At 56.5% G+C, this 25,845-nt stretch carries 22 protein-coding genes; 11 read left to right on the plus strand and 11 right to left on the minus strand.

Annotated elements, in window-relative coordinates; all coding sequences use genetic code 11:
• Together LZU96_RS17635 and LZU96_RS17640 are read right to left on the minus strand one after the other, a co-directional pair.
• Nucleotides 1-1,770, minus strand: a complete 1,770-nt coding sequence (locus LZU96_RS17635) for a GMC family oxidoreductase (protein WP_233985417.1) — start codon at nt 1,768-1,770, stop codon at nt 1-3.
• A 37-nt stretch (nt 1,771-1,807) separates the two neighbouring features.
• Nucleotides 1,808-2,536: a gluconate 2-dehydrogenase subunit 3 family protein gene (locus LZU96_RS17640; RefSeq protein WP_233985418.1), complete on the minus strand. Its 729-nt coding sequence runs from the start codon at nt 2,534-2,536 to the stop codon at nt 1,808-1,810.
• A 703-nt stretch (nt 2,537-3,239) separates the two neighbouring features.
• Between LZU96_RS17640 and LZU96_RS17645 the strand changes: the two genes are divergently transcribed.
• From LZU96_RS17645 to LZU96_RS17655, 3 genes are all read left to right on the plus strand, one after another.
• Nucleotides 3,240-4,811: an ABC transporter substrate-binding protein gene (locus LZU96_RS17645; RefSeq protein ID WP_233985419.1), complete on the plus strand. Its 1,572-nt coding sequence runs from the start codon at nt 3,240-3,242 to the stop codon at nt 4,809-4,811.
• A 114-nt stretch (nt 4,812-4,925) separates the two neighbouring features.
• On the plus strand, nt 4,926-6,428 hold the full coding sequence (locus tag LZU96_RS17650) for a helicase HerA-like C-terminal domain-containing protein (protein WP_233985420.1): 1,503 nt from the start codon (nt 4,926-4,928) through the stop codon (nt 6,426-6,428).
• 26 nt (nt 6,429-6,454) lie between these two features.
• Nucleotides 6,455-7,765 carry a DUF445 domain-containing protein gene (locus LZU96_RS17655; protein ID WP_233985421.1) on the plus strand — a complete coding sequence of 437 codons (1,311 nt, stop codon included), beginning with the start codon at nt 6,455-6,457 and terminating at the stop codon, nt 7,763-7,765.
• Between the two features lie 192 nt (nt 7,766-7,957).
• Here the strand turns inward: LZU96_RS17655 and lptG are convergent, their stop codons facing one another.
• Both lptG and lptF read right to left on the minus strand, forming a co-directional pair.
• A complete protein-coding gene (gene lptG / locus LZU96_RS17660) occupies nt 7,958-9,034 on the minus strand; it encodes an LPS export ABC transporter permease LptG (RefSeq protein ID WP_233985422.1) in 1,077 nt (358 codons plus the stop codon).
• Nucleotides 9,034-10,134 (minus strand): LPS export ABC transporter permease LptF, encoded by a 1,101-nt coding sequence (gene lptF, locus LZU96_RS17665; protein WP_233985423.1) that lies wholly within the window; start codon nt 10,132-10,134, stop codon nt 9,034-9,036. The genes lptG and lptF overlap by 1 nt, the downstream gene beginning before the upstream one ends.
• A gap of 268 nt (nt 10,135-10,402) precedes the next feature.
• Between lptF and pepA the strand changes: the two genes are divergently transcribed.
• From pepA to LZU96_RS17680, 3 genes are all read left to right on the plus strand, one after another.
• Nucleotides 10,403-11,914 (plus strand): leucyl aminopeptidase, encoded by a 1,512-nt coding sequence (gene pepA, locus LZU96_RS17670; RefSeq protein WP_031375817.1) that lies wholly within the window; start codon nt 10,403-10,405, stop codon nt 11,912-11,914.
• A 64-nt stretch (nt 11,915-11,978) separates the two neighbouring features.
• Entirely contained in the window at nt 11,979-12,437 is a 459-nt protein-coding gene (locus LZU96_RS17675) for a DNA polymerase III subunit chi (RefSeq protein WP_031375818.1), read from the plus strand.
• A 5-nt stretch (nt 12,438-12,442) separates the two neighbouring features.
• Entirely contained in the window at nt 12,443-15,298 is a 2,856-nt protein-coding gene (locus LZU96_RS17680) for a valine--tRNA ligase (RefSeq protein ID WP_233985424.1), read from the plus strand.
• A 253-nt stretch (nt 15,299-15,551) separates the two neighbouring features.
• Here LZU96_RS17680 and LZU96_RS17685 read toward each other — a convergent pair whose 3' ends face one another.
• The 3 genes from LZU96_RS17685 to LZU96_RS17695 are packed head-to-tail and all read right to left on the minus strand — an operon-like array spanning nt 15,552 to nt 16,963.
• Nucleotides 15,552-16,073: a hypothetical protein gene (locus tag LZU96_RS17685; RefSeq protein ID WP_233985425.1), complete on the minus strand. Its 522-nt coding sequence runs from the start codon at nt 16,071-16,073 to the stop codon at nt 15,552-15,554.
• Entirely contained in the window at nt 16,070-16,432 is a 363-nt protein-coding gene (locus LZU96_RS17690; RefSeq protein ID WP_233985426.1) for a tlde1 domain-containing protein, read from the minus strand. Before LZU96_RS17690 ends, LZU96_RS17685 begins: the two co-directional genes overlap by 4 nt.
• 51 nt (nt 16,433-16,483) lie before the next feature.
• A complete protein-coding gene (locus LZU96_RS17695; RefSeq protein ID WP_233985427.1) occupies nt 16,484-16,963 on the minus strand; it encodes an Hcp family type VI secretion system effector in 480 nt (159 codons plus the stop codon).
• Nucleotides 16,964-17,264: 301 nt separating this feature from the next.
• Here LZU96_RS17695 and LZU96_RS17700 point away from each other — a divergent pair, with 301 nt between their 5' ends.
• Nucleotides 17,265-17,765, plus strand: a complete 501-nt coding sequence (locus tag LZU96_RS17700; protein ID WP_233985428.1) for a GNAT family N-acetyltransferase — start codon at nt 17,265-17,267, stop codon at nt 17,763-17,765.
• Nucleotides 17,766-17,819: 54 nt separating this feature from the next.
• Here the strand turns inward: LZU96_RS17700 and miaE are convergent, their stop codons facing one another.
• Together miaE and rraB are read right to left on the minus strand one after the other, a co-directional pair.
• Nucleotides 17,820-18,581, minus strand: coding sequence for a tRNA isopentenyl-2-thiomethyl-A-37 hydroxylase MiaE (gene miaE / locus LZU96_RS17705; protein ID WP_233985429.1), 762 nt, complete (start codon nt 18,579-18,581; stop codon nt 17,820-17,822).
• Nucleotides 18,582-18,638: 57 nt separating this feature from the next.
• Nucleotides 18,639-19,058 carry a ribonuclease E inhibitor RraB gene (gene rraB / locus LZU96_RS17710; protein ID WP_069728807.1) on the minus strand — a complete coding sequence of 140 codons (420 nt, stop codon included), beginning with the start codon at nt 19,056-19,058 and terminating at the stop codon, nt 18,639-18,641.
• Nucleotides 19,059-19,218: 160 nt separating this feature from the next.
• On the opposite strand from rraB, the gene argF reads away from it, so the two are divergent.
• From argF to ridA, 4 genes are all read left to right on the plus strand, one after another.
• Complete coding sequence (gene argF, locus LZU96_RS17715; protein ID WP_233985430.1) at nt 19,219-20,226, plus strand: ornithine carbamoyltransferase; 1,008 nt, start codon at nt 19,219-19,221, stop codon at nt 20,224-20,226.
• A 300-nt stretch (nt 20,227-20,526) separates the two neighbouring features.
• On the plus strand, nt 20,527-21,462 hold the full coding sequence (gene pyrB, locus LZU96_RS17720; RefSeq protein WP_233985431.1) for an aspartate carbamoyltransferase: 936 nt from the start codon (nt 20,527-20,529) through the stop codon (nt 21,460-21,462).
• 12 nt (nt 21,463-21,474) lie between these two features.
• Nucleotides 21,475-21,939 (plus strand): aspartate carbamoyltransferase regulatory subunit, encoded by a 465-nt coding sequence (gene pyrI / locus LZU96_RS17725; RefSeq protein WP_031375827.1) that lies wholly within the window; start codon nt 21,475-21,477, stop codon nt 21,937-21,939.
• A 72-nt stretch (nt 21,940-22,011) separates the two neighbouring features.
• On the plus strand, nt 22,012-22,398 hold the full coding sequence (gene ridA, locus LZU96_RS17730) for a 2-iminobutanoate/2-iminopropanoate deaminase (protein WP_233985432.1): 387 nt from the start codon (nt 22,012-22,014) through the stop codon (nt 22,396-22,398).
• 57 nt (nt 22,399-22,455) lie between these two features.
• Here the strand turns inward: ridA and lplT are convergent, their stop codons facing one another.
• Together lplT and aas are read right to left on the minus strand one after the other, a co-directional pair.
• On the minus strand, nt 22,456-23,646 hold the full coding sequence (lplT, locus tag LZU96_RS17735; RefSeq protein WP_233985433.1) for a lysophospholipid transporter LplT: 1,191 nt from the start codon (nt 23,644-23,646) through the stop codon (nt 22,456-22,458).
• Entirely contained in the window at nt 23,643-25,793 is a 2,151-nt protein-coding gene (gene aas, locus LZU96_RS17740) for a bifunctional acyl-ACP--phospholipid O-acyltransferase/long-chain-fatty-acid--ACP ligase (RefSeq protein WP_233985434.1), read from the minus strand. Before aas ends, lplT begins: the two co-directional genes overlap by 4 nt.
• Nucleotides 25,794-25,845 lie beyond the last annotated feature (52 nt).

The following is a 25,845-nucleotide window of genomic DNA, read 5'->3' on the forward strand; positions in this document are numbered from 1 at the left end:
TTATGCCTGTACCAGTGGGCCGGGATTTTTCAGATACTGATCTTTGATCGCCTGTGCCGCCATCAGCGTAATAGCGCCGATGGTGTCGGTCGGGTTCGCCTGGAAGTTCTGCGGGAAGGCGTTGCCGCCCGGCACAAAGACGTTATGCACGTCCCAGCTCTGCAGGTACTTGTTCAGCGCCGAGGTTTTCGGGTTATCGCCCATCACCGCGCCGCCCACGTTGTGGGTAGAGACATACTTGGTCAGGTCAAAGTCCGCGCCCATCGGCAGGAAGCTCATGCTCATGCTGTCCGGGTTCAGCTCTTTAGCGATGTTGCCGACGATGCCTTTCAGGTGCTGCTGCAGCTTGAGCTCATTCTCTTTCCAGTTAAAGGTCATGCGCAGCAGCGGCAGGCCACGATGATCGTTGTAGTTCGGATCGAGATCCAGATAGATATCGCGGTAAGACTGGCAGGTGGTGGTGATACTGATCTTCATTGAATGACCGTACCACTCTTCCAGTCCCTCTTTGTAACCCAGGCCCCAGGTTGGCGTGCCTTTTGGCAGCGCGGTGCTGATTGGCGTACCGGTCGCCTGGGAGCTGTGGATCTTCGCGCCGCCGAGGAAGCCGAGCGATGGGCCGTCGAAGTTGCCTGGCGAGATATCGTTAAACATCTGGCCGGTGGCGCCCGCGGTGGCGTACGGGTTGAAGTTTTTATCTTTGAAGAACAGGGTTGCGCCGCCGTTCGACAGGAAGGCGTAGTTACGTCCTACTACACCCTCTTCGGTGATCGGGTTATACGGCTTGCCGATGCCGGAGAGCAGCATCAGACGCACGTTGTAGAGCTGGAAGCTGCTCAGCACCACAATTTTGGCGGGCTGGAAGCACTCATTGCCCTGTGCATCGATGTAGATCACCCCTTTCGCGGTTTTCTTATCATCGTTCAGCACTACCTTGATCACTTCCGCGTTCACTTCGTAAGAGAAGTTCGGCATCCGCTTCAGCGAATCCATGACCGCGGTTTGTGGCGAGGCTTTGGAGTAGTTGAGGCACGGATATTTACTGCAGTAGCCGCAGTAGTTGCACGGCGCGATCTGGTTGCCGTACGGGTTTTTCCACGCGCGTGACACGCAGGCGGACGGGTTCGGGAACGGATGGTAACCGAGCTTTTTCGCCACTTCCTTGAACATCACGTTGTTCAGCGTGTCATCCAGCGCCGGCAGCGGATAAGGCTCCGAACGCGGTCCTTCAAACGGATCGCCGCCTTCAAGAATCTGGCCGCGCAGGTTGCCGGTGTTACCCGACTGGCCGCAAATCAGTTCGAATTTGTAGTAGTAAGGCTCGATCTCTTCCCAGCTGAACGGGAAATCCATCACCCGCATATCATCCTGCAGAATGCCTGGCTTGTACGCCTCATCGACATAAGTCTTGAGTTTGATATCGGTAGGCGTTGGACGGATCAGTACCGCCGTCCAGTGCAGACCAGAACCGCCGACGCCGGTGCCGGGTGCAAACGCGCCCCATTTACGGGTTGGCAGCGCCGTCTGGCTGCTGTTGTAGCGAACGGTAACCGCCACTTCTGCCGGGGTGGCGAACACTTTGTTGCGCACCGCGTAGGCGTATTCATCCGCCGGTTTAGGGTAGGCGAACTCGTCGTAATCACGATCGCCGCCGCGCTCCAGCGCGCGCACTTCAAGTCCTGCCAGTGCCAGTTCGATGCTCATCAGCGAGCCGGCCCAGCCGAGGCCGCAGACGACGACGTCGACTTCTTTTTTAGTAACCTGTGCCATGATAATCCTGTTTCAAAACCCTGATTCGGAATGCGTCTTACGCGCGCTCGCCTTTAACACTGACCGGACCCAGCGGATACGGAACGTTGTGCTGTTTCACCCATTCGGTGAAGCTGGCACGCGCGCCCGGGAAGCCGATGGCGATCCAGGCTTTCATGCCTTTATTGCCGCCGTACATCGGGTCCGCGAGGTAACCGTGCTTGGTATCTGAAAGCAGCTGGCTGAAGAACTGAGACGCCTTGAGGTTGGGTTCGCCCAGCGCCGCAAAGTCGATGTCGTTTTTATTGACCTGGGTCAGCACCGCATCTTTCTCTTCCAGCGTCAGCGCATGAAACGCTTTCTGGTGAGTGTTCTGCGACCACTGATTAATCAGCCGGATAGCGGTCTGATACATCTGTTGTGGACGGAACGGGATCTGGTAGCCCATGGTGGCGGGCGCCTGAATATTGAACGGGCCCTGCAGGTAGATTTCGCTGCCAAACTCTTCGCTGTGCAGCTGCTGATCGATAAAGATCGGCACGTTGGTTTCCAGCGCGCCTGGCGCTTTACCTTTGCCGCCCGCCGGAATCAAACGATCGGTGGCCGCAAGGATAAACTGCCATTCATCGGCAGAGAAAAAGATGGGTTTATAGTCAGCTAATTCCGGGGCGGCCATCTCTGCAGCCTGGGCGGCAGTGATGCCTTTAAAGACCAGCTCACTTAATGGCAACGCCAGTAATGAGCCCAGCAAAAATTTACGCCTGGTGGTGGGTTTTTGTAACAGCATATCCGCACGACTCTCATCTGCTAAATACCCGACTGACAGGCTACGCAATCGTCAGGCTGGCAGCGCGAGCGGCTGGCAGATTGCCAGTCACTTCAGAGAATCAACGCGCACAGCACAGACGTCTGCAGAACCTACAGGGTGGGTATAATAATTTTTATGTGAATAACGGAACATATCGGTTAATAACCTGGCAATCTTAGGGATATAGATGTGTCTGAATGTAAAAATTGAATTTGAGATGTGTTTTAGTGAAAATTTATCATGGTGTTGCGTTGAGGTTACAGGCTGGTAAAAGTTTTAGATCGAGGAAATTTATTCTAAAACCGCACAATCGTCGGGTAAAGGGCGGTTTTTACCGCGTATCGGCACACTATTATTTTCGGTCAGTCATCATCACGCAGAATAACCGATAAAAAAATATCATACTTCCATACAAGAGAATTATTCTTATTGGCAACATTATATTTACTTTGAGTGTCAGACAATCAGATAGCGCGCAAAATGTGATCGGTGGCGCGGAACCGGCGTTATTTAAATAATGCGCAAAATTCCGTCAGAATAATTACGGTCGGTCACTATCTTTATTTGTTCATTTGCCTGAATCACGCTGGTAATAATTGTGCAAAGCTCAGAACAAACCGGCATTTTGAGTTTTCTCCACGCCAGATAGAGTAGGTTAATCAACTACTCAGGATAACTCTTTATGCGTAAAACGCTTCTTTCACTGCTTACCGCCGTGGCGCTGGCTCACCCGGTGTACGCCGCCACGCCCGCCGATACGCTGGTGATTGCGGTGCCACTCGATGGCATCATCAGTTTTGATCCGGCGGAAAGTTTCGAAACCATCAGTAGCAGCAGCCTGCGTAACATTTATCAAACACTGCTGGAGCCGAATCATCAGGACCCGCAGCAGTTATCGCCACTGGCGGCCAGCCGCTGGCAGCCGGGAAAAACTCCACACAGCCTGGTATTTGATCTCAATCCGCAGGCCCGTTTCGCCAGCGGCAATCCCCTGACGGCCCAGGATGTAGTGTTTTCGTTAACCCGCGCGGTGAAACTCAATAAGGCACCCTCGTTCATCCTGGGTGAATTTGGCTGGACGCCCGACAACATTGACCAGCAGTTTACGGTGATTAACGACCACCAGCTTGAGCTGCGCTGGCCGGCACAAATCGGCAGCGATCTGGCACTGCGACTGCTCACCGCGCCCGTCGCCTCGCTGGTCGACAGCAAGCTGGCGCAACAGCATGCCGCAAACAACGACTACGGCAATGGCTGGCTGAAAACGCATTCCGCCGGTAGTGCCGCCTATGCCATCAAACAGTTTGTGCCGCTGCAGGCGCTGGTGCTGGAAGCCAATCCCAACAGCACGCAGCCGTCGCACCTGAAACGGGTGCTGCTGAAAGGGGTCGCCGAGCCAGGCACCCGTCGTCTGCTGATCCAGCAGGGTGATGTGGATGTCGCCTATCAGCTCGGGCCGGATCAGATCGCCGCGGTGAAAGGCACGAAAGATGTCCGGGTCGATGCCTTCCCTTCCAGCCTGATCTACTACCTCGGCTTTAACACCCAAAGCCCGCAGCAACCGGCGTTGGCTAACCCGGCATTGTGGCAGGCGGCGCGCTGGCTGGTCGATTATGACAGCCTGGCGAATCAGCTGTTAAAGGGGCAATACCGCATTCATCAGAGCTTTTTGCCGGACGGTTTTGATGGCGCGCTGAACAGCACGCCGTTCCATTACGATCTGAAAAAGGCGCAGTCGATTCTGCAACAGGCTGGCATCAAGCCTGGCACCCACATTGCCCTGACGGTGGTCAATCAGCCTCCTTACATCGATGTGGCGCAGGCGCTGCAGGCCAGCTTCGCCAAAGCGGAGGTGAATCTGGATATTCAGCCGGTGGCGGAATCGGAGCTGTGGAGTAAAATGCGCAGCCGCGATTTCCAGGCGATCTTCTCCTACTGGGGCGCGGACTATGTCGATCCCAACACCAACGCCAGCGCCTTTGCCTATAACGTGCCGGGCGGCGGCAAAACGCTGGCGTGGCGGGTCGGCTGGAGCATCCCTGAACTCAGCGCCGCCACCCGTGCCGCAGCCGGTGAGAGCGATGCGGTTAAACGTCGCAGCCGTTACCAGCAATTACAGACCCAGGTGCAGCAGTCATCACCCTTTGTCGTGATGCTGCAGGGCGCGACTCAGGTGGCGGTGCGCAGCAATATCCGCAACGTGCAGCAGGGGATCGGCGTCAGCCTGCTCAATTTCGAAGACGTGCAGAAGTAACCTGGCCCGTTGCTCTGCGGAGCAACGGCCTGCTTTTTGGTGAAAAGTTCTCCGCTTTACCCCGCCCCGCTTGCTATTCTTCAGGCATAACCCCTTGCCTGAGAGTGGAAAATCATGACTTCCCCGCTACTGATTGCCCGCACCATCGACGTTCAGCTTGAACTGTTACCGCAAATGGCCAATCGCCACGGATTAATTACCGGCGCGACCGGCACCGGTAAAACCGTTACCCTGCAAAAGCTGGCCGAATCGTTCTCGTCGATTGGCGTACCGGTGTTTATGGCCGATGTGAAAGGCGATCTGACCGGTGTGGCGATGGCGGGCCAGAGCAGCGAAAAACTCCAGCAGCGGCTGGCCAGCATTGGCGTCACCGACTGGCAGCCGCAAGGCAATCCGGTGATGCTATGGGATATCTTCGGTGAAAAAGGCCATCCGGTGCGGGCGACCGTCTCCGATCTCGGTCCGCTGCTGCTGGCGCGCTTGCTGAACCTTAATGAAGTCCAGAGCGGCGTACTGCAGATCATTTTCCGCATCGCCGACGATCAGGGCTTACTGCTGCTCGATTTCAAAGATCTGCGCGCCATGACGCAGTACATCGGCGACAACGCCAAAAATTTTCAGACCCACTACGGCAACATTAACAGCGCCTCGGTCGGGGCGATTCAGCGCGGCTTGCTGACGCTGGAGCAGCAGGGTGCCGAGCATTTCTTCGGTGAACCGATGCTGGATATCGCCGACTGGATGCGGGTCGACGATCAGGGCAAAGGCTTTATCAATATTCTCTCGGCAGAGAAGCTCTATCAGCTGCCGAAACTCTACGCCACCAGCCTGCTGTGGCTGCTCTCTGAGCTGTATGAGCACCTGCCGGAAGCGGGCGATCCCGATAAGCCGAAGCTGGTATTCTTCTTCGATGAGGCGCATCTGCTGTTTAACGACGCGCCGCCGGTGCTGCTGGAAAAGATCGAACAGGTGATGCGGCTGATTCGCTCCAAAGGCGTTGGCGTCTGGTTCGTCACCCAGAACCCGGCAGACATTCCGGATCGGGTGCTGGGACAGCTCGGCAATCGGGTACAGCACGCCCTGCGCGCCTTTACGCCAAAGGATCAGAAAGCGGTCAAAACGGCCGCCGAAAGTCTGCGCGCTAACCCGGCCTTCAGCAGCGTGGAGGCGATTCAGGCGCTGGGCACCGGCGAAGCGCTGATCTCTTTTCTCGATGCCAAAGGCAGCCCGTCGGTGGTCCAGCGGGCGATGGTGATTGCGCCCGGATCACGCATGGGACCGGTAACGGCCGATGAACGTAACGGGCTGATCAACCACTCGCCGCTGTATGGCAAATATGACAGCGAGGTCGATCGCGAATCAGCCTTTGAACGGCTGCAGCAGGGCTTTCAGGCCAGCGGCGAACAGACCAATGCGCCGCCCGCCAAAGGCAACAGCGTGGCCGTTGATGAGGGCATTCTCGGCGGACTGAAAGAGATTCTGTTTGGCCATACCGGGCCACGCGGCGGTAAGCACGATGGCGTAGTGCAGACCATGGCGAAAAGCGCCACCCGCCAGATAACTAACCAGATCATCCGCGGCGTGCTCGGCAGCCTGCTGGGTGGCCGCCGCCGCTGAACAACGCGCTCTGCTAAGATCGGGATATGGATAAACAACACGAACTGAAACGGACCAAACGTCTGGCGCTGCTGCTGCTGTTACTGGCCGCCGCCACCTTCATCATCACCCTGTTTCTGCCGCCCGGCTTCTGGGTCAGCGGCGTGAAAGCGATAGCGGAAGCGGCGATGGTCGGCGCGCTGGCTGACTGGTTTGCGGTAGTGGCGCTGTTTCGCCGGGTGCCGGTGCCTTTTATCTCGCGTCATACCGCGATTATTCCGCGCAACAAAGACCGTATCGGTGAGAATCTCGGCCGCTTCGTGCAGGAGAAGTTTCTCGATACCGATTCTCTGCTGAGCCTGATACGCCGTCACGATCCGTCGCACCTGCTGGCGCAGTGGCTGAATGCGCCCGGCAATGCCGATCGCATCGGGCGGCATCTGCTGCAGGTGATGCGCGGCTTCCTCGATCTGACCGACGACACGCGTATTCAGAACTTCATGCGCCGCGCGGTGCATCGCGCTATCGATAAGGTCGATCTGACGCAGACCAGCGCGCTGATCCTGGAGAGCCTGACCAAAAATAATCGTCATCAGGCGCTGCTGGACGCGGCGATCGAGCAGCTGCTGGCGCTGCTGCATAAGCCCTCAACCCGCGAGTTCATTGCGCAGCAACTGGTGCGCTGGCTGAAGCGTGAGCATCCGATCAAAGCCAAAATGTTGCCGACCGAGTGGCTGGGCGAGCACAGCGCTGAACTGGTGGCGAACGCGGTCGATTCGCTGCTGGATGATGTGGCGCTGGATCAGGGGCACGAGCTGCGTCTCGGCTTTAACCGGGCGGTGGAGCGCCTGATCGTTAAACTGCAAACCGACCCGGAGATGGCGGAGCGCGCCGAGGTGATCAAGAGCTGGCTGAAAGAGGATGCCACGCTTAATCGCTACATCGGCGAGCTGTGGAACGATATGCGTAACTGGCTGAAAGCGGACCTCAGCAGCGACGATTCGCGGGTGCAGGAGAAAGTGCGCGGCGCGGCGCTGTGGCTGGGCGAAACCCTGGCTGCCGATCCGGCGCTGCGTGACTCGATGAACCAGCACCTCGAACAGGCGGCGCGCAGCGTAGCGCCGGAGTTTGCTGGCTTCCTGACGCGCCATATCAGCGACACCGTGAAGAGCTGGGATGCGCGCGAGATGTCACAGCAAATCGAGCTGAATATCGGCAAAGACCTGCAGTTTATTCGCATCAACGGCACGCTGGTGGGCGGTACCATTGGTCTGATTCTCTATCTGCTGTCGCAGTTGCCAGCCGCTCTGCCCGCATTGTCTGGCTGGATAACAGGCTGGATAAATAGCGTGGCCTGAAGCCGCTTTCCGCCGCTGAAACAGCGGTTTCCGGAGAGCTCATTCGTAAAGCGATGGAAGCCTGCGCCTGCAGCCAATCATCACCGGCCACCGATGCGCTTTTGCCTCTTTGCGAAAGGCGTATGCTTCCTGAGCCGGCAGGTTAAAAACAAAAAGGCCGCTTGCGCGGCCTTTTTCAGTTGCGGTGCTCGCTTAGCGCCGCTTGATCAGCATAAACAAGCTGATGGCGAAGAACGCGAAGCTCGGCAATATCGCCCCCAGAATCGGCGGCAAGCCGTAAACCAGGCTGAGCGGGCCGAAAATCTGGTCCAGCACGTAGAACAGGAAGCCGAAGCTGATGCCGGTGACTACCCGCACCCCCATCGACACGCTGCGCAGCGGGCCAAAGATAAACGACAGCGCCATCAGCATCATCACCGCCACCGACAGCGGCTGGAAGATCTTGCCCCACATATTCAGCAGATAACGCCCGGACTCCTGGCCGCTCTGCTTGAGATATTTGCTGTAGTTATACAGGCCGCGAATCGACAGCGCGTCCGGATCGAGTGCCACCACGCCGAGTTTGTCCGGCGTCAGGTTGGTTTTCCATTCGCCACTGAGGCTTTGCGAGCCGGTAATCTGCTTAGGATCGGTCAGGTTTGACTCATCCACCTGCGACAGAATCCAGCGCTTTTTCGCCGCATCCCAGATAGCGGTCGCAGCGAAGCGTACGCTCTGCAGCCGACGCTGATCGTTGAAGCTGTAAATGCTGACACCATCAATTTCATTGTCGCCTTTGATACGCTCAATGAAGATGAAGTTGTTGCCATCTTTCGCCCACAGGCCATTTTGCGTCGACACCAGCGCGCCGCCAAACAGCTGCTGCGCCCGGTAGTTACGTGCCATCTGCTCGCCCGAAGGCGCGACAAATTCGCCAATCGCCATGGTCAGCAGCACCAGCGGAATCGCGGTTTTCATCACCGACAGCGCCACCTGCATACGGGTGAAACCGGCGGCCTGCATCACCACCAGCTCACTGCGCTGCGCCAGCGTCCCCAGCCCCAGCAGTGCGCCGAGCAGCGCCGCCATCGGGAAGAAGATTTCAATGTCTTTCGGCACGCTGAGCAGGGTGTAATAACCGGCGGAGAGCGCGCTGTAGCTGCCCTGGCCGGTTTTACGCAGCTGATCGACGAACTTGATGATGCCGGAGAGCGACACCAGCATGAACAGCGTCAGCATGATGGTATTGAAGATGGTTTTGCCGATATAGCGGTCAAGTACGCGAAACATCAGACCGATCCTCCGCGTGTGAAGCGGGCACGGACCCGACGCATCGGCACCGTATCCCACAGGTTAAGCAGTACCGCCAGCAGCAGATAGCCGATATTCACCACCCACATCCAGACGGCCGGATCGAGCCGCCCTTTCGCCCCGCTCGACTTCAGCGAGCTTTGCAGCAGGAAGAAGATCAGATAGAGCAGCATCGCAGGCAGCATCGACAGCACCCGGCCCTGACGTGGATTGACCACGCTGAGCGGCACCACCATCAGCGCCATCACCAGCACCGAAAACACCAGCGTCAACCGCCAGTGCAGCTCGGCGCGGAAGGTTGGCGAATCGTTGCCGAACAGGCCGGTAAAGCTCGACTGCTCCGCATCATTCGGGTCCAGCGTCGCCTCTTTGTAGCCGACGCGCGCCTGATAGTTGGTGAAGTCAGTGATGCGGAAGTCGCGCAGCAAGGCGGTGCCCTCAAAGCGGGTGCCTTTATCCAGCGTCACCACCTGCGAACCGTCTTTATACTGTTCCATATGACCGCTGTCAGCCAGCACCACCGACGGCCGCGCGTTGCCTTTTGGCCGTAACTGCGCCAGGAACACGTTGCCGAACTGGTTGCCTTTGACATCCTCGATGAACAGTACCGCGTTGCCATCGCTGGAGGTCTGGAACTGCCCGGCCGCCAGCGCCGCCGTACCTGGATTGGCTTTGGCGTTCTGGGTCACTTCATCCTGATAACGGGATGACCAGGGACCGAGCCAGATGACATTCACCGCCGCCACCAGCGAGGTAAACAGCATCAGGACCATCGCCGCCTTGACCAGCACGGCTTTACTCAGGCCGCAGGCGTGCATCACGGTAATTTCACTTTCCGTGTAGAGTCGTCCCAGCGTCATCAGGATCGCCAGAAACAGACTCAGGGGCAGTATAAGTTGTGCCATTTCAGGCACACCCAGTCCTAACAGAGTCAGAACGAGGTTTGTCGGCACTTCGCCATCCACCGCGGCTCCTAAAATCCTGACTAACTTCTGGCAAAAGAAGATTAATAGCAGGATGAAGAGGATAGCCAGCTGGCTTTTGAGCGTTTCCCGAACCAGATATCTAATGATGATCACGCTTAGTACGCCTGTGAAAACTTGTCTTTTTGCAGGAAAATCGCTAGTTTCAACGCTTATTTGCCATTTTTCTTCATCAATGGCCGTCATCGTAGCTAAAATTGTATGACAAACGCGCATGGGTGGTGGAAAAACAACATCTTGTCACCCTGATTCATTATGACCTCCAGCGGCAGATTGTCATGCTGCCACGATGAATAAATGGGTCATGAGCGCGCTACATTCTAGCGGCAGCAGCGGCCGTTGTCTTTAAGATTCAGGAGAGTGCATGGAGTTCAGTGTAAAAAGCGGAAGCCCGGAAAAACAGCGCAGTGCCTGCATTGTCGTTGGCGTTTTCGAACCGCGCCGTCTGTCACCGATTGCCGAACAGCTGGATAAAATCAGCGACGGCTATATCAGCGCCCTGCTGCGCCGTGGCGAGCTGGAAGGAAAAGTAGGCCAGACACTGCTGCTGCATCACGTGCCCAACATCCTCTCTGAGCGGATTCTGCTGATTGGCTGCGGCAAAGAGCGCGAGCTCGACGAGCGTCAGTATAAGCAGGTCATCCAGAAAACCATCAATACGCTGAACGATACCGGCTCAATGGAAGCGGTCTGCTTCCTGACCGAGCTGCACGTCAAAGGCCGTAACACCTACTGGAAAGTGCGTCAGGCGGTCGAAACCTCGAAAGAGGCGCTGTATAACTTCGATCAACTGAAGAGCAACAAGGCGGAACCCCGTCGTCCGCTGCGCAAGCTGGTATTTAACGTACCGACCCGCCGTGAACTGACCAGCGGTGAGCGCGCGATCCAGCACGGTCTGGCGGTCGCAGCCGGGATGAAAGCGGCGAAAGATCTCGGTAATATGCCGCCAAACATCTGTAACGCAGCCTATCTTGCTTCGCAGGCGCGCCAGCTGGCGGATGCCTTCAGCAAAAATGTCACCACCCGCGTCATCGGCGAACAGCAGATGAAAGAGCTGGGGATGAACGCCTATCTGGCGGTCGGTGCCGGTTCGCAGAACGAATCGCTGATGTCGGTGATTGAGTACAAAGGCAACCCGGATGCCGACGCACGCCCTATCGTGCTGGTCGGTAAAGGCCTGACCTTCGACTCCGGCGGTATCTCGATTAAGCCGTCCGACAGCATGGACGAGATGAAATATGATATGTGCGGCGCGGCCTCGGTCTATGGCGTAATGCGCATGGTGGCCGAGCTTAACCTGCCGCTCAACGTGGTCGGCGTGCTGGCCGGTTGTGAAAACATGCCGGATGGCCGGGCGATGCGTCCGGGCGACGTGCTGACCACCATGTCTGGTCAGACGGTGGAAGTGCTGAATACCGATGCCGAAGGCCGTCTGGTCCTGTGCGATGCGCTGACCTATGTCGAACGTTTCGATCCGGAAGTGGTGATTGACGTCGCGACCCTGACCGGTGCCTGCGTGATTGCGCTGGGCCACCACGTCAGCGGTCTGCTGTCGAACCATAATCCGCTGGCGCATGAGCTGATCAGCGCCTCTGAGCAGTCGGGTGACCGCGCCTGGCGTCTGCCGATGGCGGATGAGTATCAGGAGCAGCTGGAGTCCAATTTTGCCGACATGGCTAACATTGGCGGCCGGCCTGGCGGCGCGATTACCGCCGCCTGCTTCCTGGCGCGCTTTGCCCGCAAATATAACTGGGCGCACCTCGACATCGCCGGTACCGCATGGCGTTCAGGCAAAGCCAAAGGCGCCACCGGTCGTCCGGTGCCGATGCTGTCGCAGTTTCTGTTGAATCGGGCAGGATTGAACGGCGACGATTGATCGCCTCAATGCTGACTACAAGGGCGGATGAGATTCCGCCCTTGATCTTCTGACGAGCAAACTGATGAAAAACGCAACCTTCTACGTGCTGGAAACCGATGCACCGAGCGACGGCCTGAGCGCCATTGAAGCGCTGGTGTGCAATCTGGCGGAAACACGCTGGCGGGCCGGAAAGCGGGTGTTGATCGCCTGTGAAGATGAGCAGCAGGCAATTCGTCTCGACGAAGCACTGTGGCAACGACCGGCAAACGCCTTCGTGCCGCATAACCTTGCCGGTGAAGGCCCGCGCTACGGCGCGCCGGTTGAACTGGCCTGGCCGCAGCGTCGCGGCAGTTCGCCGCGCGACCTGTTAATTAGCCTGCTGCCACAGTTCGCAGATTTTGCTACTGCTTTCCATGAAGTGATAGACTTCGTTCCTTACGAAGAATCTCTCAAACAGCTGGCGCGCGACCGCTATAAAGCGTACCGCAGCGTTGGTTTCCAATTGAATACGGCAACGCCGCCACAGCCGCAAACGACATAGCAGAAATGGAAAAGACATATAACCCGCAAGATATCGAGCAGCCGCTTTACGAGCATTGGGAAAAGCAGGGCTACTTCAAACCGAATGGCGATACCAGCCAGGAAAGCTTTTGCATCATGATCCCGCCGCCGAACGTCACCGGTAGCTTGCACATGGGTCACGCTTTCCAGCAAACCATCATGGATACCATGATTCGTTACCAGCGTATGCAGGGGAAAAATACCCTGTGGCAGGCCGGTACCGACCATGCGGGCATCGCCACGCAGATGGTGGTTGAACGCAAGATTGCGGCTGAAGAGGGCAAAACGCGCCAGGATTATGGCCGTGATGCGTTCATCGACAAAATCTGGCAGTGGAAAGCGGAATCCGGCGGCACCATCACCCGTCAGATGCGCCGTCTCGGCAACTCCGTTGACTGGGAGCGCGAGCGCTTCACCATGGACGAAGGGCTGTCCAATGCGGTGAAAGAGGTGTTCGTCCGCCTCTATAAAGAGAACCTGATTTACCGTGGCAAGCGCCTGGTCAACTGGGACCCTAAACTGCGCACCGCCATCTCTGACCTGGAAGTGGAAAACCGCGAGAGCAAAGGCTCGATGTGGCACATCCGCTATCCGCTGGCCAACGGCGCGAAAACCGCTGACGGTAAAGATTACCTGGTGGTCGCCACCACCCGTCCGGAAACCCTGCTGGGTGATACCGGCGTGGCGGTGAACCCGGAAGATCCGCGCTACAAAGATCTGATTGGCAAATTTGTTATGCTGCCGCTGGTGAACCGTCTGATCCCGATTGTTGGCGATGAACATGCTGACATGGAAAAAGGCACCGGCTGCGTCAAAATCACGCCAGCACATGACTTTAACGACTACGAAGTCGGTCGTCGTCATAAGCTGCCGATGATCAACATTCTGACCTTTGACGGTGATATCCGCGAGCGCGCCCAGGTGTATGACACCAACGGCGAAGTCAGCGATGCCTGTTCCGATGAGATCCCGGCGGCGTTCCAGAAGATGGAGCGTTTTGCGGCGCGTAAAGCGATTGTCGCAGCCGTTGATCAGCTCGGCCTGCTCGAAGAGATCAAACCGCACGACCTGACCGTCCCTTACGGCGACCGTGGCGGCGTGGTCATTGAGCCGATGCTGACTGACCAGTGGTACGTGCGCACCGCCCCGCTGGCGAAAGTCGCGGTGGAAGCGGTTGAAAACGGCGACATTCAGTTTGTGCCGAAGCAGTACGAAAACATGTACTTCTCCTGGATGCGTGATATCCAGGACTGGTGTATCTCCCGTCAGCTGTGGTGGGGTCACCGCATTCCGGCGTGGTATGACAACAACGGTCACGTCTACGTCGGCCGCACCGAAGACGAAGTGCGCGCTGAAAACAACCTGGCCGCCGATGTGGCGCTGCGTCAGGATGATGACGTGCTGGACACCTGGTTCTCCTCAGGCCTGTGGACTTTCTCGACCCTGGGCTGGCCGGAAAACACCGAAGCGCTGCGCACCTTCCATCCGACCAGCGTGCTGGTGAGCGGCTTCGACATCATCTTCTTCTGGATTGCCCGCATGATCATGCTGACCATGCACTTCATCAAAGATGAAGATGGCAAACCGCAGGTGCCGTTTAAAACCGTCTACATGACCGGTCTGATTCGTGATGAAGAAGGCCAGAAAATGTCAAAATCCAAGGGCAACGTGATTGACCCGCTGGATATGGTTGACGGTATTTCGCTGGAAGCGCTGCTGGAAAAACGCACCGGTAACATGATGCAGCCGCAGCTGGCTGAGAAGATCCGTAAACGCACCGAGAAGCAGTTCCCGAACGGCATTGAGCCGTCAGGCACCGATGCGCTGCGTTTCACTCTCGCCGCCCTCGCCTCAACCGGTCGCGACATCAACTGGGACATGAAGCGCCTGGAAGGTTATCGCAACTTCTGTAACAAGCTGTGGAACGCCAGCCGCTTTGTGCTGATGAACACCGAAGATCAGGATTGCGGCCAGAACGGCGGCGAAATGACGCTGTCGCTGGCGGATCGCTGGATTCTGACCGAGTTCAACAGCACGGTGAAAGCCTACCGTGACGCGCTGGATAGCTACCGTTTCGATATCGCGGCTAACCTGCTGTATGACTTCACCTGGAACCAGTTCTGTGACTGGTATCTGGAGCTGACCAAGCCGGTGATGAACAGCGGCAGTGAATCTGAACTGCGCGGCACCCGTCATACGCTGGTTAACGTGCTGGAAGGCTTGCTGCGTCTGGCGCACCCGATTATTCCGTTTATCACCGAAACCATCTGGCAGCGCGTGAAGGGGCTGAAAAACATCAGCGACGACACCATCATGCTGCAGCCTTTCCCGCACTACGATGTGGCGAAAGAAGATGCCGAAGCCAAAGCGGATATCGAGTGGATGAAACAGGCGATCGTCGCGGTGCGTAATATTCGTGCTGAGATGAACATTGCGCTGAGCAAACCGCTGGACGTGCTGCTGCGCGACTGCTCACCGGCCGCACTGCGTCGGGTGGAAGCGAACCGTAACTTCCTGTCGCGCCTGGCGCGTCTGGAAAGCCTGACCATTCTGCCAGCGGGCGAGAAAGGCCCGGTCTCGGTGACCAAGATCGTTGAAGGCGCAGAGCTGCTGATCCCGATGGCGGATCTGGTGGATAAAACCGCTGAGCTGGAGCGTCTGGCGAAAGAGCTGGTTAAGCTGGATGTGGAAATCGAGAAGATCGAGACCAAGCTGGCGAACGAAGGCTTTGTCTCCCGCGCTCCGGAAGCGGTCGTGGCGAAAGAGCGTGAACGCGTGGCCGAACTGCAACAATCAAAAGCAAAACTGATTGAACAGCAGGCGGTGATTGCGGCGCTCTGATTGACAGATTGCCCTGCCCTGAACAAACCCTGCGCTCGCGCAGGGTTTTTTATTTATAAATGGTAATAAAGGTAAGCGTTTAGCAAGGTGCAGACTTAATCACAGAGTAAACCCGGCGACTGTTCTGCCCTGCCCACCTGCCGCAGACAAAAGAACCTGGCTTAGACTAGCGATTTCAGGAATGATGAAAGACTGGTTATAACGCAAAACGTTGATTAAGTAATAAATCAGGTGTGTTATTTAACAGGCATAATCATTGTTGTGATGAACCGTCCTCCGGCCTCACCTCGCCTTTTTGACCCGCATAACGCTTTTTTAATACAGCCAGGCATCTTTTTTGCCAGTATCCTCCGGTGGGTAATTTATTAAGTGCGGCACTGGTTAGTATAAAGTACGCTTCTGTTTCATTCTGGGTGGGTTCAATAAATGGCAGCCCGCATATACTATTAATATTATTTTCATTAACGAACTTCAATACTTCTTCAGGGTTCTCAGGTAAGGCATAGGCCATAGAGATATTCAAACCTTCCTGAAATGATGTTATCCCTAAGAAGGGTGATTGATTAAGGATGGGATAAAGTGCTATCCAGCGTGGTCTGCCCTGAGAAAGATATTCAGATATCTGGTCATAATCAACGTCTGAGAGAGGGCTATTGTCGTTATTCATGGAGGCCGTAAGCACTTTATCTGACAAAACCTGTTCAGCAGATTGAGGGTTTCCTGATGCGCAGGCCACCGCAAACAAGGTTAAGACTACGATAATAAGCCATTTCATTTCACGATTAACTCCCTGTCGCCGCTATCTGCAATGCTCTTCCTGACATTAAAAGAGGCAACAATACAGCCATTGGAGGCAGTACCAAAGCCATTATCTCCATGAATAAGGAATCCAGCGCGACCACACATATTATTGCCTGCATAAGGCGTCAGACGGAGAACAAATCGTCCGGCTGTCGGATGCTTTGCCACCGGATGGCCAATCTTATACTTGCCCGCAGGCAAAGGGCCTTTGTTAACTTCACATGCTAATGCAGGATCGTCTTTGTATCCTTCAGCTCCGGCATATAATGCATCGAATTTATAGACACCATCTCGTGTAAAAGATCGCTTTCTCACGTCATAAACCCATGTCATACCTGCTCCTTACAATGACGCAAAGAGGTGCGACGCCATTAAATAGTTGGATTACGCGCGTTCCTTCCATGAATCGGAATGCTGAATATTACCATCGCAATACTTCCAGGTGATTTTTTCGTAGCGCAGCGTCACTGACTCAAGATGGTTCATATTTTCAATCGATTTAATGTTATGCATAAGTGGGTTAACTGACACCACTTTTACCCCTTCAATGAACATGTTGAAGTACTCTTCCTCCTGGCCTGCATGATTAATGCGATACCATTTTATTTCAGCTGATTTAAGTGTTTGTCCGGAGGATACTGCCTTGTAGAGATAAGGGCTGGATGAATCAAATTCTTTTTCGAACTCCAATGCACTGTGAATACGCGTTCCGGTGAGTTTGCCCGTGTGGGGATCAACAGGAATGCTCAACCCATGCATGAAACTAAGAACTTCGATACTTCCTTCCCGATGCTGAACATCAACTGAACCTTTGATATCTGCGCCGCCATCATCTTTTAACCAGAGGTAAGCTGGAATTGCCATGAAATTAATCCCTTAAATAGCGTTAAAGATCTTAACTTACAGCAGTAAACCACTGGAATTTTGATTCAAATCAAATAAAATAAAAGCAGCCAATTAAAAACCTGGATAATTAAGTCAGGGGAATAATTATTTATTATTAAATGAACCAGTGACGACAACAGAGAGAATAATTAATTAAATCACCATAAAAAGGATAAATGCACATTTAATGCCTGTGTGAATTATCACAAATATTGCTTTTACATGACGATAATGTTATTTCTGGTGTATGTCTAATTGAATTGCACAATCCAATCCCAACATGATTTCTGACTCTCAGCACCTCCAGGTGCGGCCGATTACTGCCGCCGACAATCCGCATATTGCCCAGGTAATCCGCGACGTTTCAGCGGAGTTCGGCCTGACGGCGGATAAGGGATACACCGTATCCGATCCGCAACTTGACCACCTGTTTGAGTTGTACAGCGCCGAACAGAGCGCCTACTGGATTATTGAGGCTGACGGCAAGGTGGTCGGCGGCGGCGGCGTAGCGCCACTGGCCTGCAGCGCGCCCGATATCTGCGAACTGCAGAAGATGTATTTCCTGCCTGTGGTACGCGGTCAGGGACTGGCGCGCGAGCTGGCGCTGCGGGCGCTGGATCATGCCCGTCAGCACGGTTTTCGTCGCTGCTACCTCGAAACCACGGCCAGCCTGACCAGAGCGATTAAGCTGTATGAATCGCTGGGCTTTGAGCATATCGACAGCGCCATGGGCTGTACCGGTCACGTTGACTGTGAAGTGCGAATGCTGAAAAACCTGTAACCGCTGCGGGCCACTGCACCGTCAGCCCAGTCTCTTTAGCTGTAACGCTGCGGTTCAGAAGGTCGGTACGCCACTGTGAAAACGTAATTCGCCGTCCGGCTCGCTGATCAATCGCGCTTCGGTTTCGCCAATCGCCCGTACCCGTGGCGCGATATCTTTCGCTGAGATCTGCGCCGCCAGGGTTAAATAGTCCTGATAGTGGCGCGCTTCTGAGCGCAGCAGTGAGATATAAAACTTCTCCAGCTCGCTATCCAGCCACGGCGCCAGCGCCGCAAACCGCTCGCAGGAGCGCGCTTCAATGTAAGCACCGCAAATCAGCTTATCCACCAGCGTCTCCGGCTCATGGGTTGTCACTTCACGCAGCAGGGACTTCGCATAGCGGCTGGAGGTGATCTTCTGATAGACCAATCCGCGCGACTGCATAATTTCCCATACCTGATAGAAGTGATGCAGCTCTTCTTTAATCAGCAGCACCATCTTTTCCACCAGCTCATCCGCCCACGGCAGTTCATTGCGGACGATGATGCGTTTGGTGAGATTTTTATGGGCATTGATAAAGTCGCTGTCGCTATCTTCGCGGAAGATAAAATCTTCGTACGGTTTCAGCCAGCCGAGGATCGCCTCACCGCTGGGTTTGTCAGCCACATATTTACGGATCAGCCAGACCGCGGTCTGCGCGGCTTTCAGTTCGCACACCAGGTGATCGGTTAACAGCAGGGTCAGATTTTCCGGTTTACGCGCCTCATCAATCCAGGCTTGTGGCGTGCGGCAGTGCAGAAACTGATAAATGGGTTCAAGTAAGGGTGCGTAGTTCATGGTGTTAAAACAGGGCTGGAAAAGAAGAGAGGCGGAGAATTCCCCGCCCTGCGCGACTTAGTGGCGAATGCCATTATCATCTTCATCGTCGATGGCGTCTTCGTCATCTTCATCTTCGGCGTCCGGGTCTTCGAAGTAGGTGCCCCAGCCGTCGTAGTCGACATTGTATTTACCGATCAGGTTCACCAGTTGCTCAACCTGCACATCAATCAGCTCTGGCTTCAGCGCCGATTCACTGATGATGTCAACGCACATCACGGTCGTCCCATCTTCCAGCTCCAGCTCTTCCGGCTCGGTCACTTCATAACCCAGCTTGAAGGCGTCAACTGCGGCCTTTTCCAGTGAATCGAAGTTGTTGCACGAGAGATGATGCTCGATGGTATAAAGCGCATCGGGATCGCTGCCATCCTCCAGCAGCTCTTCAATGATCAGGCGCGTCTCTTCACGCTGCTCTTCCAATAATGCTTCATATGCCATAACGATGTCCTCTCTGAGTTCGGCAATAAACAATTATTTTCCCACACTGCCTGTCGCGCCACTACACAAAACGAAAAGTTTATTCTCGCCGGGGTTGAAAATGCATATTCATACGGTTAGATTGAATTTTAATTCATTTTTATGGTTACCGGAGTGTTGTATGAGTCAGCTGTATCAGCGCCATTTCCTCAGGCTACTGGATTTTACCCCGGCCGAAATTAATTACCTGCTTACCCTTGCTGCGGAATTAAAACGCGCGAAAAAAAGTGGCAGTGAAGTCCCGACCCTGAAAGGCAAAAATATCGCGCTCATCTTCGAAAAAGACTCGACCCGTACCCGATGCTCTTTCGAAGTTGCCGCTTACGATCAGGGTGCTAACGTCACTTATCTCGGTCCGAGCGGCAGCCAGATCGGGCATAAAGAGTCGATGCGCGACACCGCGCGGGTACTGGGCCGGATGTATGACGGTATCCAGTATCGCGGTTACGGCCAGGAGCTGGTGGAAACCCTGGCGGAGCACGCTGGCGTGCCGGTGTGGAATGGACTGACCACGGAGTTTCATCCGACACAGCTGCTGGCCGATCTGCTGACCATGCAGGAGCATCTGCCAGGCAAAACGCTCAGCCAGATGACGCTGGTTTACGTCGGCGATGCCCGCAATAACATGGGCAACACCATGCTGGAAGCGGCGGCGCTGGTCGGGCTGGATCTGCGTCTGGTGGCACCGCAGAGCTGCTGGCCAGAGGCGCAGCTGGTGGAGCAGTGTCGCGACGTGGCGCAGCAGACCGGCGGCAAAATCACCCTCACCGATAACATTGCTGACGGCGTCAAAGGTGCAGACTTTATCTACACCGACGTCTGGGTGTCGATGGGCGAAGCCAAAGCGGTGTGGGAAGAGCGTATCGCCCTGCTGCGTGACTTTCAGGTTAACCGGGCGATGCTCGATCTGACCGGCAATCCGCAGGTGAAATTCCTGCACTGTCTGCCCGCTTTCCATGACGATCAGACCACGCTGGGCCGGCAGATGGCGGAACAGTACGATCTGCCGAACGGCATGGAAGTGAGTAACGAGGTGTTTGAATCACCGCACAGTATCGTGTTCGATCAGGCGGAAAACCGGATGCACACCATCAAAGCGGTGATGGTGGCGACGCTGGGGCAACGCTGATGCAGATTCCCGGCGTCTGCCTGTATCAGCCAGGCACGGCAGCCCAATCGCCCCGCTTCGGGGCCAGCGCAAACGGTTTCCTCGCGCACGATTTTCCCTTGCTGCCCGGCAGCGAATGGGTATAATGCGCCACAATTTGCCGGAGGAAATATGCTACAGCGCAGCGGACAATTTGACGCTCAATCACGCCTGACCACAGGCGGCGCCGCTGTTTCTTTCGGTCATCGACCCGATCTTAAAAAAGCCCCTTAATCAGGGGCTTTTTTTTGTCCGCAATCCGGCCGCGCAGAGGAGAAAGCTATGGCTAACCCGCTATATCGCAAGCACATTATTTCGATCAACGACCTCAGCCGTGACGAGCTGGAACTGGTGCTGCATACCGCTGCACAGCTCAAAGCGCACCCGCAGCCGGAGCTGCTGAAGCATAACGTGATCGCCAGCTGCTTTTTTGAAGCCTCGACCCGCACCCGGTTGTCGTTTGAGACGGCGATCCATCGTCTCGGCGCATCGGTTGTGGGTTTTGCCGACGGCAGCAATACCTCGCTGGGCAAGAAAGGCGAAACCCTGGCCGACACCATCTCCGTGATCAGCACCTATGTTGATGCGATTGTGATGCGTCATCCGCAGGAGGGCGCGGCGCGGCTGGCAACGGAGTTCTCTGGCGGCATCCCGATTCTCAACGCCGGTGACGGAGCCAACCAGCATCCGACCCAGACGCTGCTCGATCTCTTCACCATTCAGGAGACCCAGAGTCGCCTGAACCAGCTCAATGTGGCGATGGTCGGCGACCTGAAATATGGCCGCACCGTGCACTCCCTGACACAGGCGCTGGCGAAGTTTGATGGCAACCGCTTCTTCTTTATCGCCCCCGATGCGCTGGCGATGCCGGCTTACATCACCGATATGCTGGATGAGAAAAACATCGCCTGGTCACGGCATGACAGCTTTGAAGAGGTGATGCCGCAGCTCGATATCCTCTACATGACGCGGGTACAGAAAGAGCGGCTCGATCCGTCGGAGTATGCCAACGTCAAAGCGCAGTTCATTCTGCGGGCCGCCGATCTGGCGACGGCGCGTGACAACATGAAGGTGCTGCATCCGCTGCCGCGCATCGACGAAATCACCACCGATGTCGATAAAACCCCCTACGCCTGGTACTTCCAGCAGGCCGGAAACGGCATCTACGCGCGTCAGGCTCTGCTGGCGCTGGTATTAAACAGCGAACCCGCCCTGTAAGGAGATCCTCAGATGACACACGACAACAAATTGCAGGTCGAAGCGATCAAGCGCGGCACGGTAATCGACCATATCCCGGCCCAGGTCGGATTCAAACTGCTCTCCCTGTTCCGTCTGACCGAGACCGATCAGCGCATCACCATCGGCCTGAATCTGCCGTCAGGCGAGATGGGCCGCAAAGATCTGATCAAGATTGAAAACACCTTTCTGACCGACGACCAGGTCAACCAGCTGGCGGTCTATGCGCCCCATGCTACGGTCAACCGCATCGACGATTACGAAGTGGTGGCGAAGATCGCCCCGACGCTGCCGGAGCACGTTGAGCGGGTGCTGACCTGCCCGAACAGCAACTGCATCAGCCGCAGCGAACCGGTCTTCTCCAGTTTTGCGGTGAAGCAGCGCGCCGATGATGTTCATCTGAAGTGCAAATATTGTGAAAAAGAGTTCGCGCGCCATGTGGTGTTGGGTCACTGGTAATCGTTCCGGCCGACCCTATAATGGTCAGCACCGGCGGGCTCACCGCCCTACTGCCTTATTCAAGGAGCAATAATGTCTCGTGAAATCAGTACTGAAAAAGCCCCTGCCGCCATCGGCCCCTATGTTCAGGGTGTCGATCTCGGCAGCATGATCATCACCTCCGGTCAGATCCCGGTCGATCCGGCCACCGGCATGGTCGCCGATGACGTGACCGCCCAGGCGCGTCAGTCGCTGGAAAACGTGAAGGCGATTGTGGAAGCGGCTGGCCTGAAGGTCGGCGATATCGTGAAAACCACGGTATTCGTTAAGGATCTGAACGATTTCGCCACGGTGAATGCAGCCTATGAGGCATTCTTCACCGAGCATCAGGCGGCATTCCCGGCCCGTTCCTGCGTTGAAGTGGCGCGCCTGCCAAAAGATGTGAAGATTGAAATTGAGGCGATTGCCGTTCGTCGCTGAGTCACGACGGATGCGTAGCCGCCTCGCTGCCTGACGCTGGCAGCGAGGCGGCCAGCCTTAGCGTTTAGCCGGTCGCCACAGCCACAGCAGGGCGATGGCCAGCGCAAACAGCACGCCAAACCCGATGCCGGTAGCGACCGCAGGCGCACCGGCTTTAATCGCCAGCGTATAGAACCCCAGCATCAGCAGCATCGCGCTGTTCTCACCGAGATTCTGCACCGCAATCGCATTGCCCGAGCCGACGCTCTCTTTACCGCGCGCCTGCAACAGCGCATTCAGCGGCACCACAAAGAAGCCCCCCAGCGCGCCAATTACCATCAGCAGCAAATAGGCATTCAGCAGCGAATGCTGCAGTGAGAAGACCACCACCATTACGCCAATCAGCACCCCGGCCGGCATACAGCGACGCACCGTTTCCAGCGTCACCAGCTTCGCCGCTGCCGCCGCACCCAGCACGATACCCATTGCCACCATCGCATTGAGGGTGGTTGGCGTGGTGTTGTCATGAATGCCCAGCGCCACCGGCACCCAGAGTACCAGCAGGAAACGCAGCGTCACGCCCGCGCCCCAGAACAGGCTGGTGCCGAGCAGCGAGAAACGCGTTTCGGCATCATGCCAGAGCACCGCCGCCGCCCGGAAGAAACTGCGCAGCATGGCGGCGATCTGCCAGCTTTGCCCCGGACGCGCCGCCTGCAGTTTCGGGATAAACAGGTTCGCGATAACCGCGACGCCGTAGGTGACCGCGCAGATGCCGAGCGCCGCCAGCAGATGCCAGTCCGCCAGCATCCCGCCCGCTACTGAGCCGAGCAGGATCGCGGCGATGGTCGACCCTTCCATCAGCCCGTTGGCTTTCACCAGCTTTTCGCCGTGGGTGATTTCACCGAGGATGCCATATTTGGCCGGTGAGTAGGCCGCAGCACCTATCCCCACCAGGGTATAGCCGAGGAACGGGTTGAAGCCGAAACAGATCGCCAGTGCGCCCAGCAGCTTCAGGCTGTTGGCGATCATCATCACCCGCCCTTTCGCCATGTTGTCGGCCATCTGCCCGACAAACGGCGCCAGCAGAATGTAGGTGGCGACAAACAGCATCTGCAACACCGGCTGGCTCCAGTCGGGATAGAACTGGCTTTTCAGCACCGCCAGCGTAGCAAACAGTAGCGCGTTATCGCCGAAGGCCGAAAAGAACTGGGCGATAATCACGGCGATCATGCCGCGTGACATCAGCGGCGCATCCCGTTCGATGTTCATGCCTGCTCCTCTTCAGCCAGCTTTTTCAGCGTCACATAATCCGGTTTACCGCTGCCGAGCTGCGGCAGCTGTTTCATCACCCGGATATCGCGCGGCAGCGCCAGCTCCGGCGCGCCCAGCTCCCGGGCGGCTTTTTGCAGGCCGTCACGCGCCAGTTCGCCGTCGGTGGTGAACAGCACCAGCGCCTCGCCGCGCTGACCATCCGGCCGCAGCGAGGCGGCATGCTGCTTGTCCGGCGACGCTTTCAGGGCGATCTGCTCAACGATCTCCAGCGACACCATCTCGCCAGCGATCTTGGCGAAGCGTTTGGCGCGTCCCTGAATCTGGCAGAAGCCTGCCTCATCAAAGCTGACGATATCGCCGGTGTCATACCAGCCCGCTTCCTGATTGCCTTCGCCATCATCGGCGACCGGCACTTCCAGCACGCCGGGATTCTCGACCCGCAGATAGCCTTTCATCACGTTCGGGCCGCGCAGCTGCAGCCGTCCGCCCTGCTCAATGCCCGGCACTGACATCAGTCGCGAATCCATCCCCGGCAGAATGCGTCCCACGGTGTGCGCCTTCGCCGCCATCGGCACGTTAATCGCCACCACCGGCGCGCATTCGGTTACGCCGTAGCCTTCGAGGATGCGAATACCATATTTTTCCATGTAGATCTGGCGGGTGTTTTCCTGCAGCTTCTCAGCCCCGGCCACCACATAGCGCAGGCGGGCAAAATCATAGGGCGCGGCAAAGCGCGCGTAGTTACCGAGGAAGGTTGAGGTGCCAAACAGCACGGTGCAGTTTCGGTCGTAGACCAGCTCTGGCACGATGCGGTAGTGCAGCGGGCTGGGATAGAGGAACACCTGCGCGCCGGTCATCAGCGGCGTAAACAGGCCAACGGTCAGACCAAAGGCGTGGAACAGCGGCAGCGCCGACATAAAGCGGTCACGCGGGGTGAAGTCAGCGATGGTGCGGATCTGTTCGACATTCGCCAGCAGGCTTTTATGCGAATGCACCACCCCTTTGGGATGGCCTTCCGAGCCCGAGGTGAACAGCACCATCGCCGCATCTTCCGGCTGCTGCGGCAGCTGGGCGCGATGCGGCATCAGCAGATGGGCGACGATCCACAGTTTGTCCTTACTGGTAACGGTATCTTTCAGATCTTCCAGATAGATCCACTGCACCTCGTCGAGCCCCTGTGGCAGATGCCATAGGTTGCCTTTGTCGAGGAACTGCCGCGACGTGAAGACCGTTTTGATCTGCGCCGCAGTCAGTGCCGCCCGCATACCGTTGACGCCCGCGGTGTAGTTCAGCACCGCCGGAACCCGTCCGCGCAGTGATGCGCCGAGAATTGCCGCCGCCGTGACGGTAGTGTTGGGCAGCAGCAGACCGACCACTTCGCGCGGCTGGCTGTAACGTTCGAGGATGCGGCCCACGCCGAGCGATTTTTTCAGCAGGCCGTTGTAGCTGTCGGGCTTGAAATTGACATCTTCAATGCAGCGCTTAAAGGCACCGTAGCGTGAACGGGCCGCGAGAAAAGCATCAAACAAAGTTTCACGCGGGCGCACCGCCATGCGGGCTTCCATCATCACATGATGCAGATGTTCGCCCGCCAGCAGCCGGCGATCGCGCGCCCGTTTCGCTTCCGGCATCGGGATGCGGGTCGCGGGCAGAATGCTGAGAGTGATGCGCGGAAACAGACGGCGTTTGAATACGCCCGCCAGCCGGCCAAACGGCGTGAACTCCGCCCCTTCTATCCGCATTGGCACCACGTTCGCGCCAGATCGCGCCGCGACGAAACCGGCGCCGCTGTAGATTTTCATCAGCGATCCGGTGACGGTGATCCGTCCCTCCGGGAAGATCACCACCGGACGGCCGCTGTCGATCAGCCGCACCAGCTGTTTCAGCGCCATCGGCTTGGTGGGATCGAGCGGCACATAGTCGATAAAGGGTTTAACCAGCCGCATAAACCAGCTTTCGCTGATAGTCGAATAGACCGCGTAGACCGGCTTAATCGGCAAAAATAGCGCCAGCAATATGCCGTCGAGAAACGACATATGGTTCGGCGTGATCAGTACCTTCTGCTTATGCAGTTCGGCGACGTCGCCGCGCAGTTCGACCCGCCATAACAGGCGGAATACCAGACGCAATAGTGTGAATACCATGCCCGCTCCTTAGCATCGTGAAAAATAGCCCCTCACGATGCAGGATTTGACG

Source organism: Pantoea agglomerans, assembly GCF_021397715.1.
Taxonomy (GTDB): Bacteria; Pseudomonadota; Gammaproteobacteria; order Enterobacterales; family Enterobacteriaceae; genus Pantoea; species Pantoea astica.

Bases quoted from the DNA above. Each gene is read 5' to 3' on its own strand.
- LZU96_RS17635 (WP_233985417.1), bottom strand. From the start codon at position 1,770: ATGGCACAGGTTACTAAAAAAGAAGTCGACGTCGTCGTCTGCGGCCTC.
- pyrI (WP_031375827.1), top strand. From the start codon at position 21,475: ATGACACACGACAACAAATTGCAGGTCGAAGCGATCAAGCGCGGCACG.
- LZU96_RS17690 (WP_233985426.1), bottom strand. From the start codon at position 16,432: ATGACATGGGTTTATGACGTGAGAAAGCGATCTTTTACACGAGATGGT.
- LZU96_RS17675 (WP_031375818.1), top strand. From the start codon at position 11,979: ATGAAAAACGCAACCTTCTACGTGCTGGAAACCGATGCACCGAGCGAC.
- LZU96_RS17655 (WP_233985421.1), top strand. From the start codon at position 6,455: ATGGATAAACAACACGAACTGAAACGGACCAAACGTCTGGCGCTGCTG.
- LZU96_RS17640 (WP_233985418.1), bottom strand. From the start codon at position 2,536: ATGCTGTTACAAAAACCCACCACCAGGCGTAAATTTTTGCTGGGCTCA.
- ridA (WP_233985432.1), top strand. From the start codon at position 22,012: ATGTCTCGTGAAATCAGTACTGAAAAAGCCCCTGCCGCCATCGGCCCC.
- aas (WP_233985434.1), bottom strand. From the start codon at position 25,793: ATGGTATTCACACTATTGCGTCTGGTATTCCGCCTGTTATGGCGGGTC.
- argF (WP_233985430.1), top strand. From the start codon at position 19,219: ATGAGTCAGCTGTATCAGCGCCATTTCCTCAGGCTACTGGATTTTACC.
- LZU96_RS17650 (WP_233985420.1), top strand. From the start codon at position 4,926: ATGACTTCCCCGCTACTGATTGCCCGCACCATCGACGTTCAGCTTGAA.
- lplT (WP_233985433.1), bottom strand. From the start codon at position 23,646: ATGAACATCGAACGGGATGCGCCGCTGATGTCACGCGGCATGATCGCC.
- LZU96_RS17680 (WP_233985424.1), top strand. From the start codon at position 12,443: ATGGAAAAGACATATAACCCGCAAGATATCGAGCAGCCGCTTTACGAG.
- LZU96_RS17685 (WP_233985425.1), bottom strand. From the start codon at position 16,073: ATGAAATGGCTTATTATCGTAGTCTTAACCTTGTTTGCGGTGGCCTGC.
- pepA (WP_031375817.1), top strand. From the start codon at position 10,403: ATGGAGTTCAGTGTAAAAAGCGGAAGCCCGGAAAAACAGCGCAGTGCC.
- LZU96_RS17700 (WP_233985428.1), top strand. From the start codon at position 17,265: ATGATTTCTGACTCTCAGCACCTCCAGGTGCGGCCGATTACTGCCGCC.
- LZU96_RS17645 (WP_233985419.1), top strand. From the start codon at position 3,240: ATGCGTAAAACGCTTCTTTCACTGCTTACCGCCGTGGCGCTGGCTCAC.
- miaE (WP_233985429.1), bottom strand. From the start codon at position 18,581: ATGAACTACGCACCCTTACTTGAACCCATTTATCAGTTTCTGCACTGC.
- rraB (WP_069728807.1), bottom strand. From the start codon at position 19,058: ATGGCATATGAAGCATTATTGGAAGAGCAGCGTGAAGAGACGCGCCTG.
- pyrB (WP_233985431.1), top strand. From the start codon at position 20,527: ATGGCTAACCCGCTATATCGCAAGCACATTATTTCGATCAACGACCTC.
- LZU96_RS17695 (WP_233985427.1), bottom strand. From the start codon at position 16,963: ATGGCAATTCCAGCTTACCTCTGGTTAAAAGATGATGGCGGCGCAGAT.
- lptG (WP_233985422.1), bottom strand. From the start codon at position 9,034: ATGTTTCGCGTACTTGACCGCTATATCGGCAAAACCATCTTCAATACC.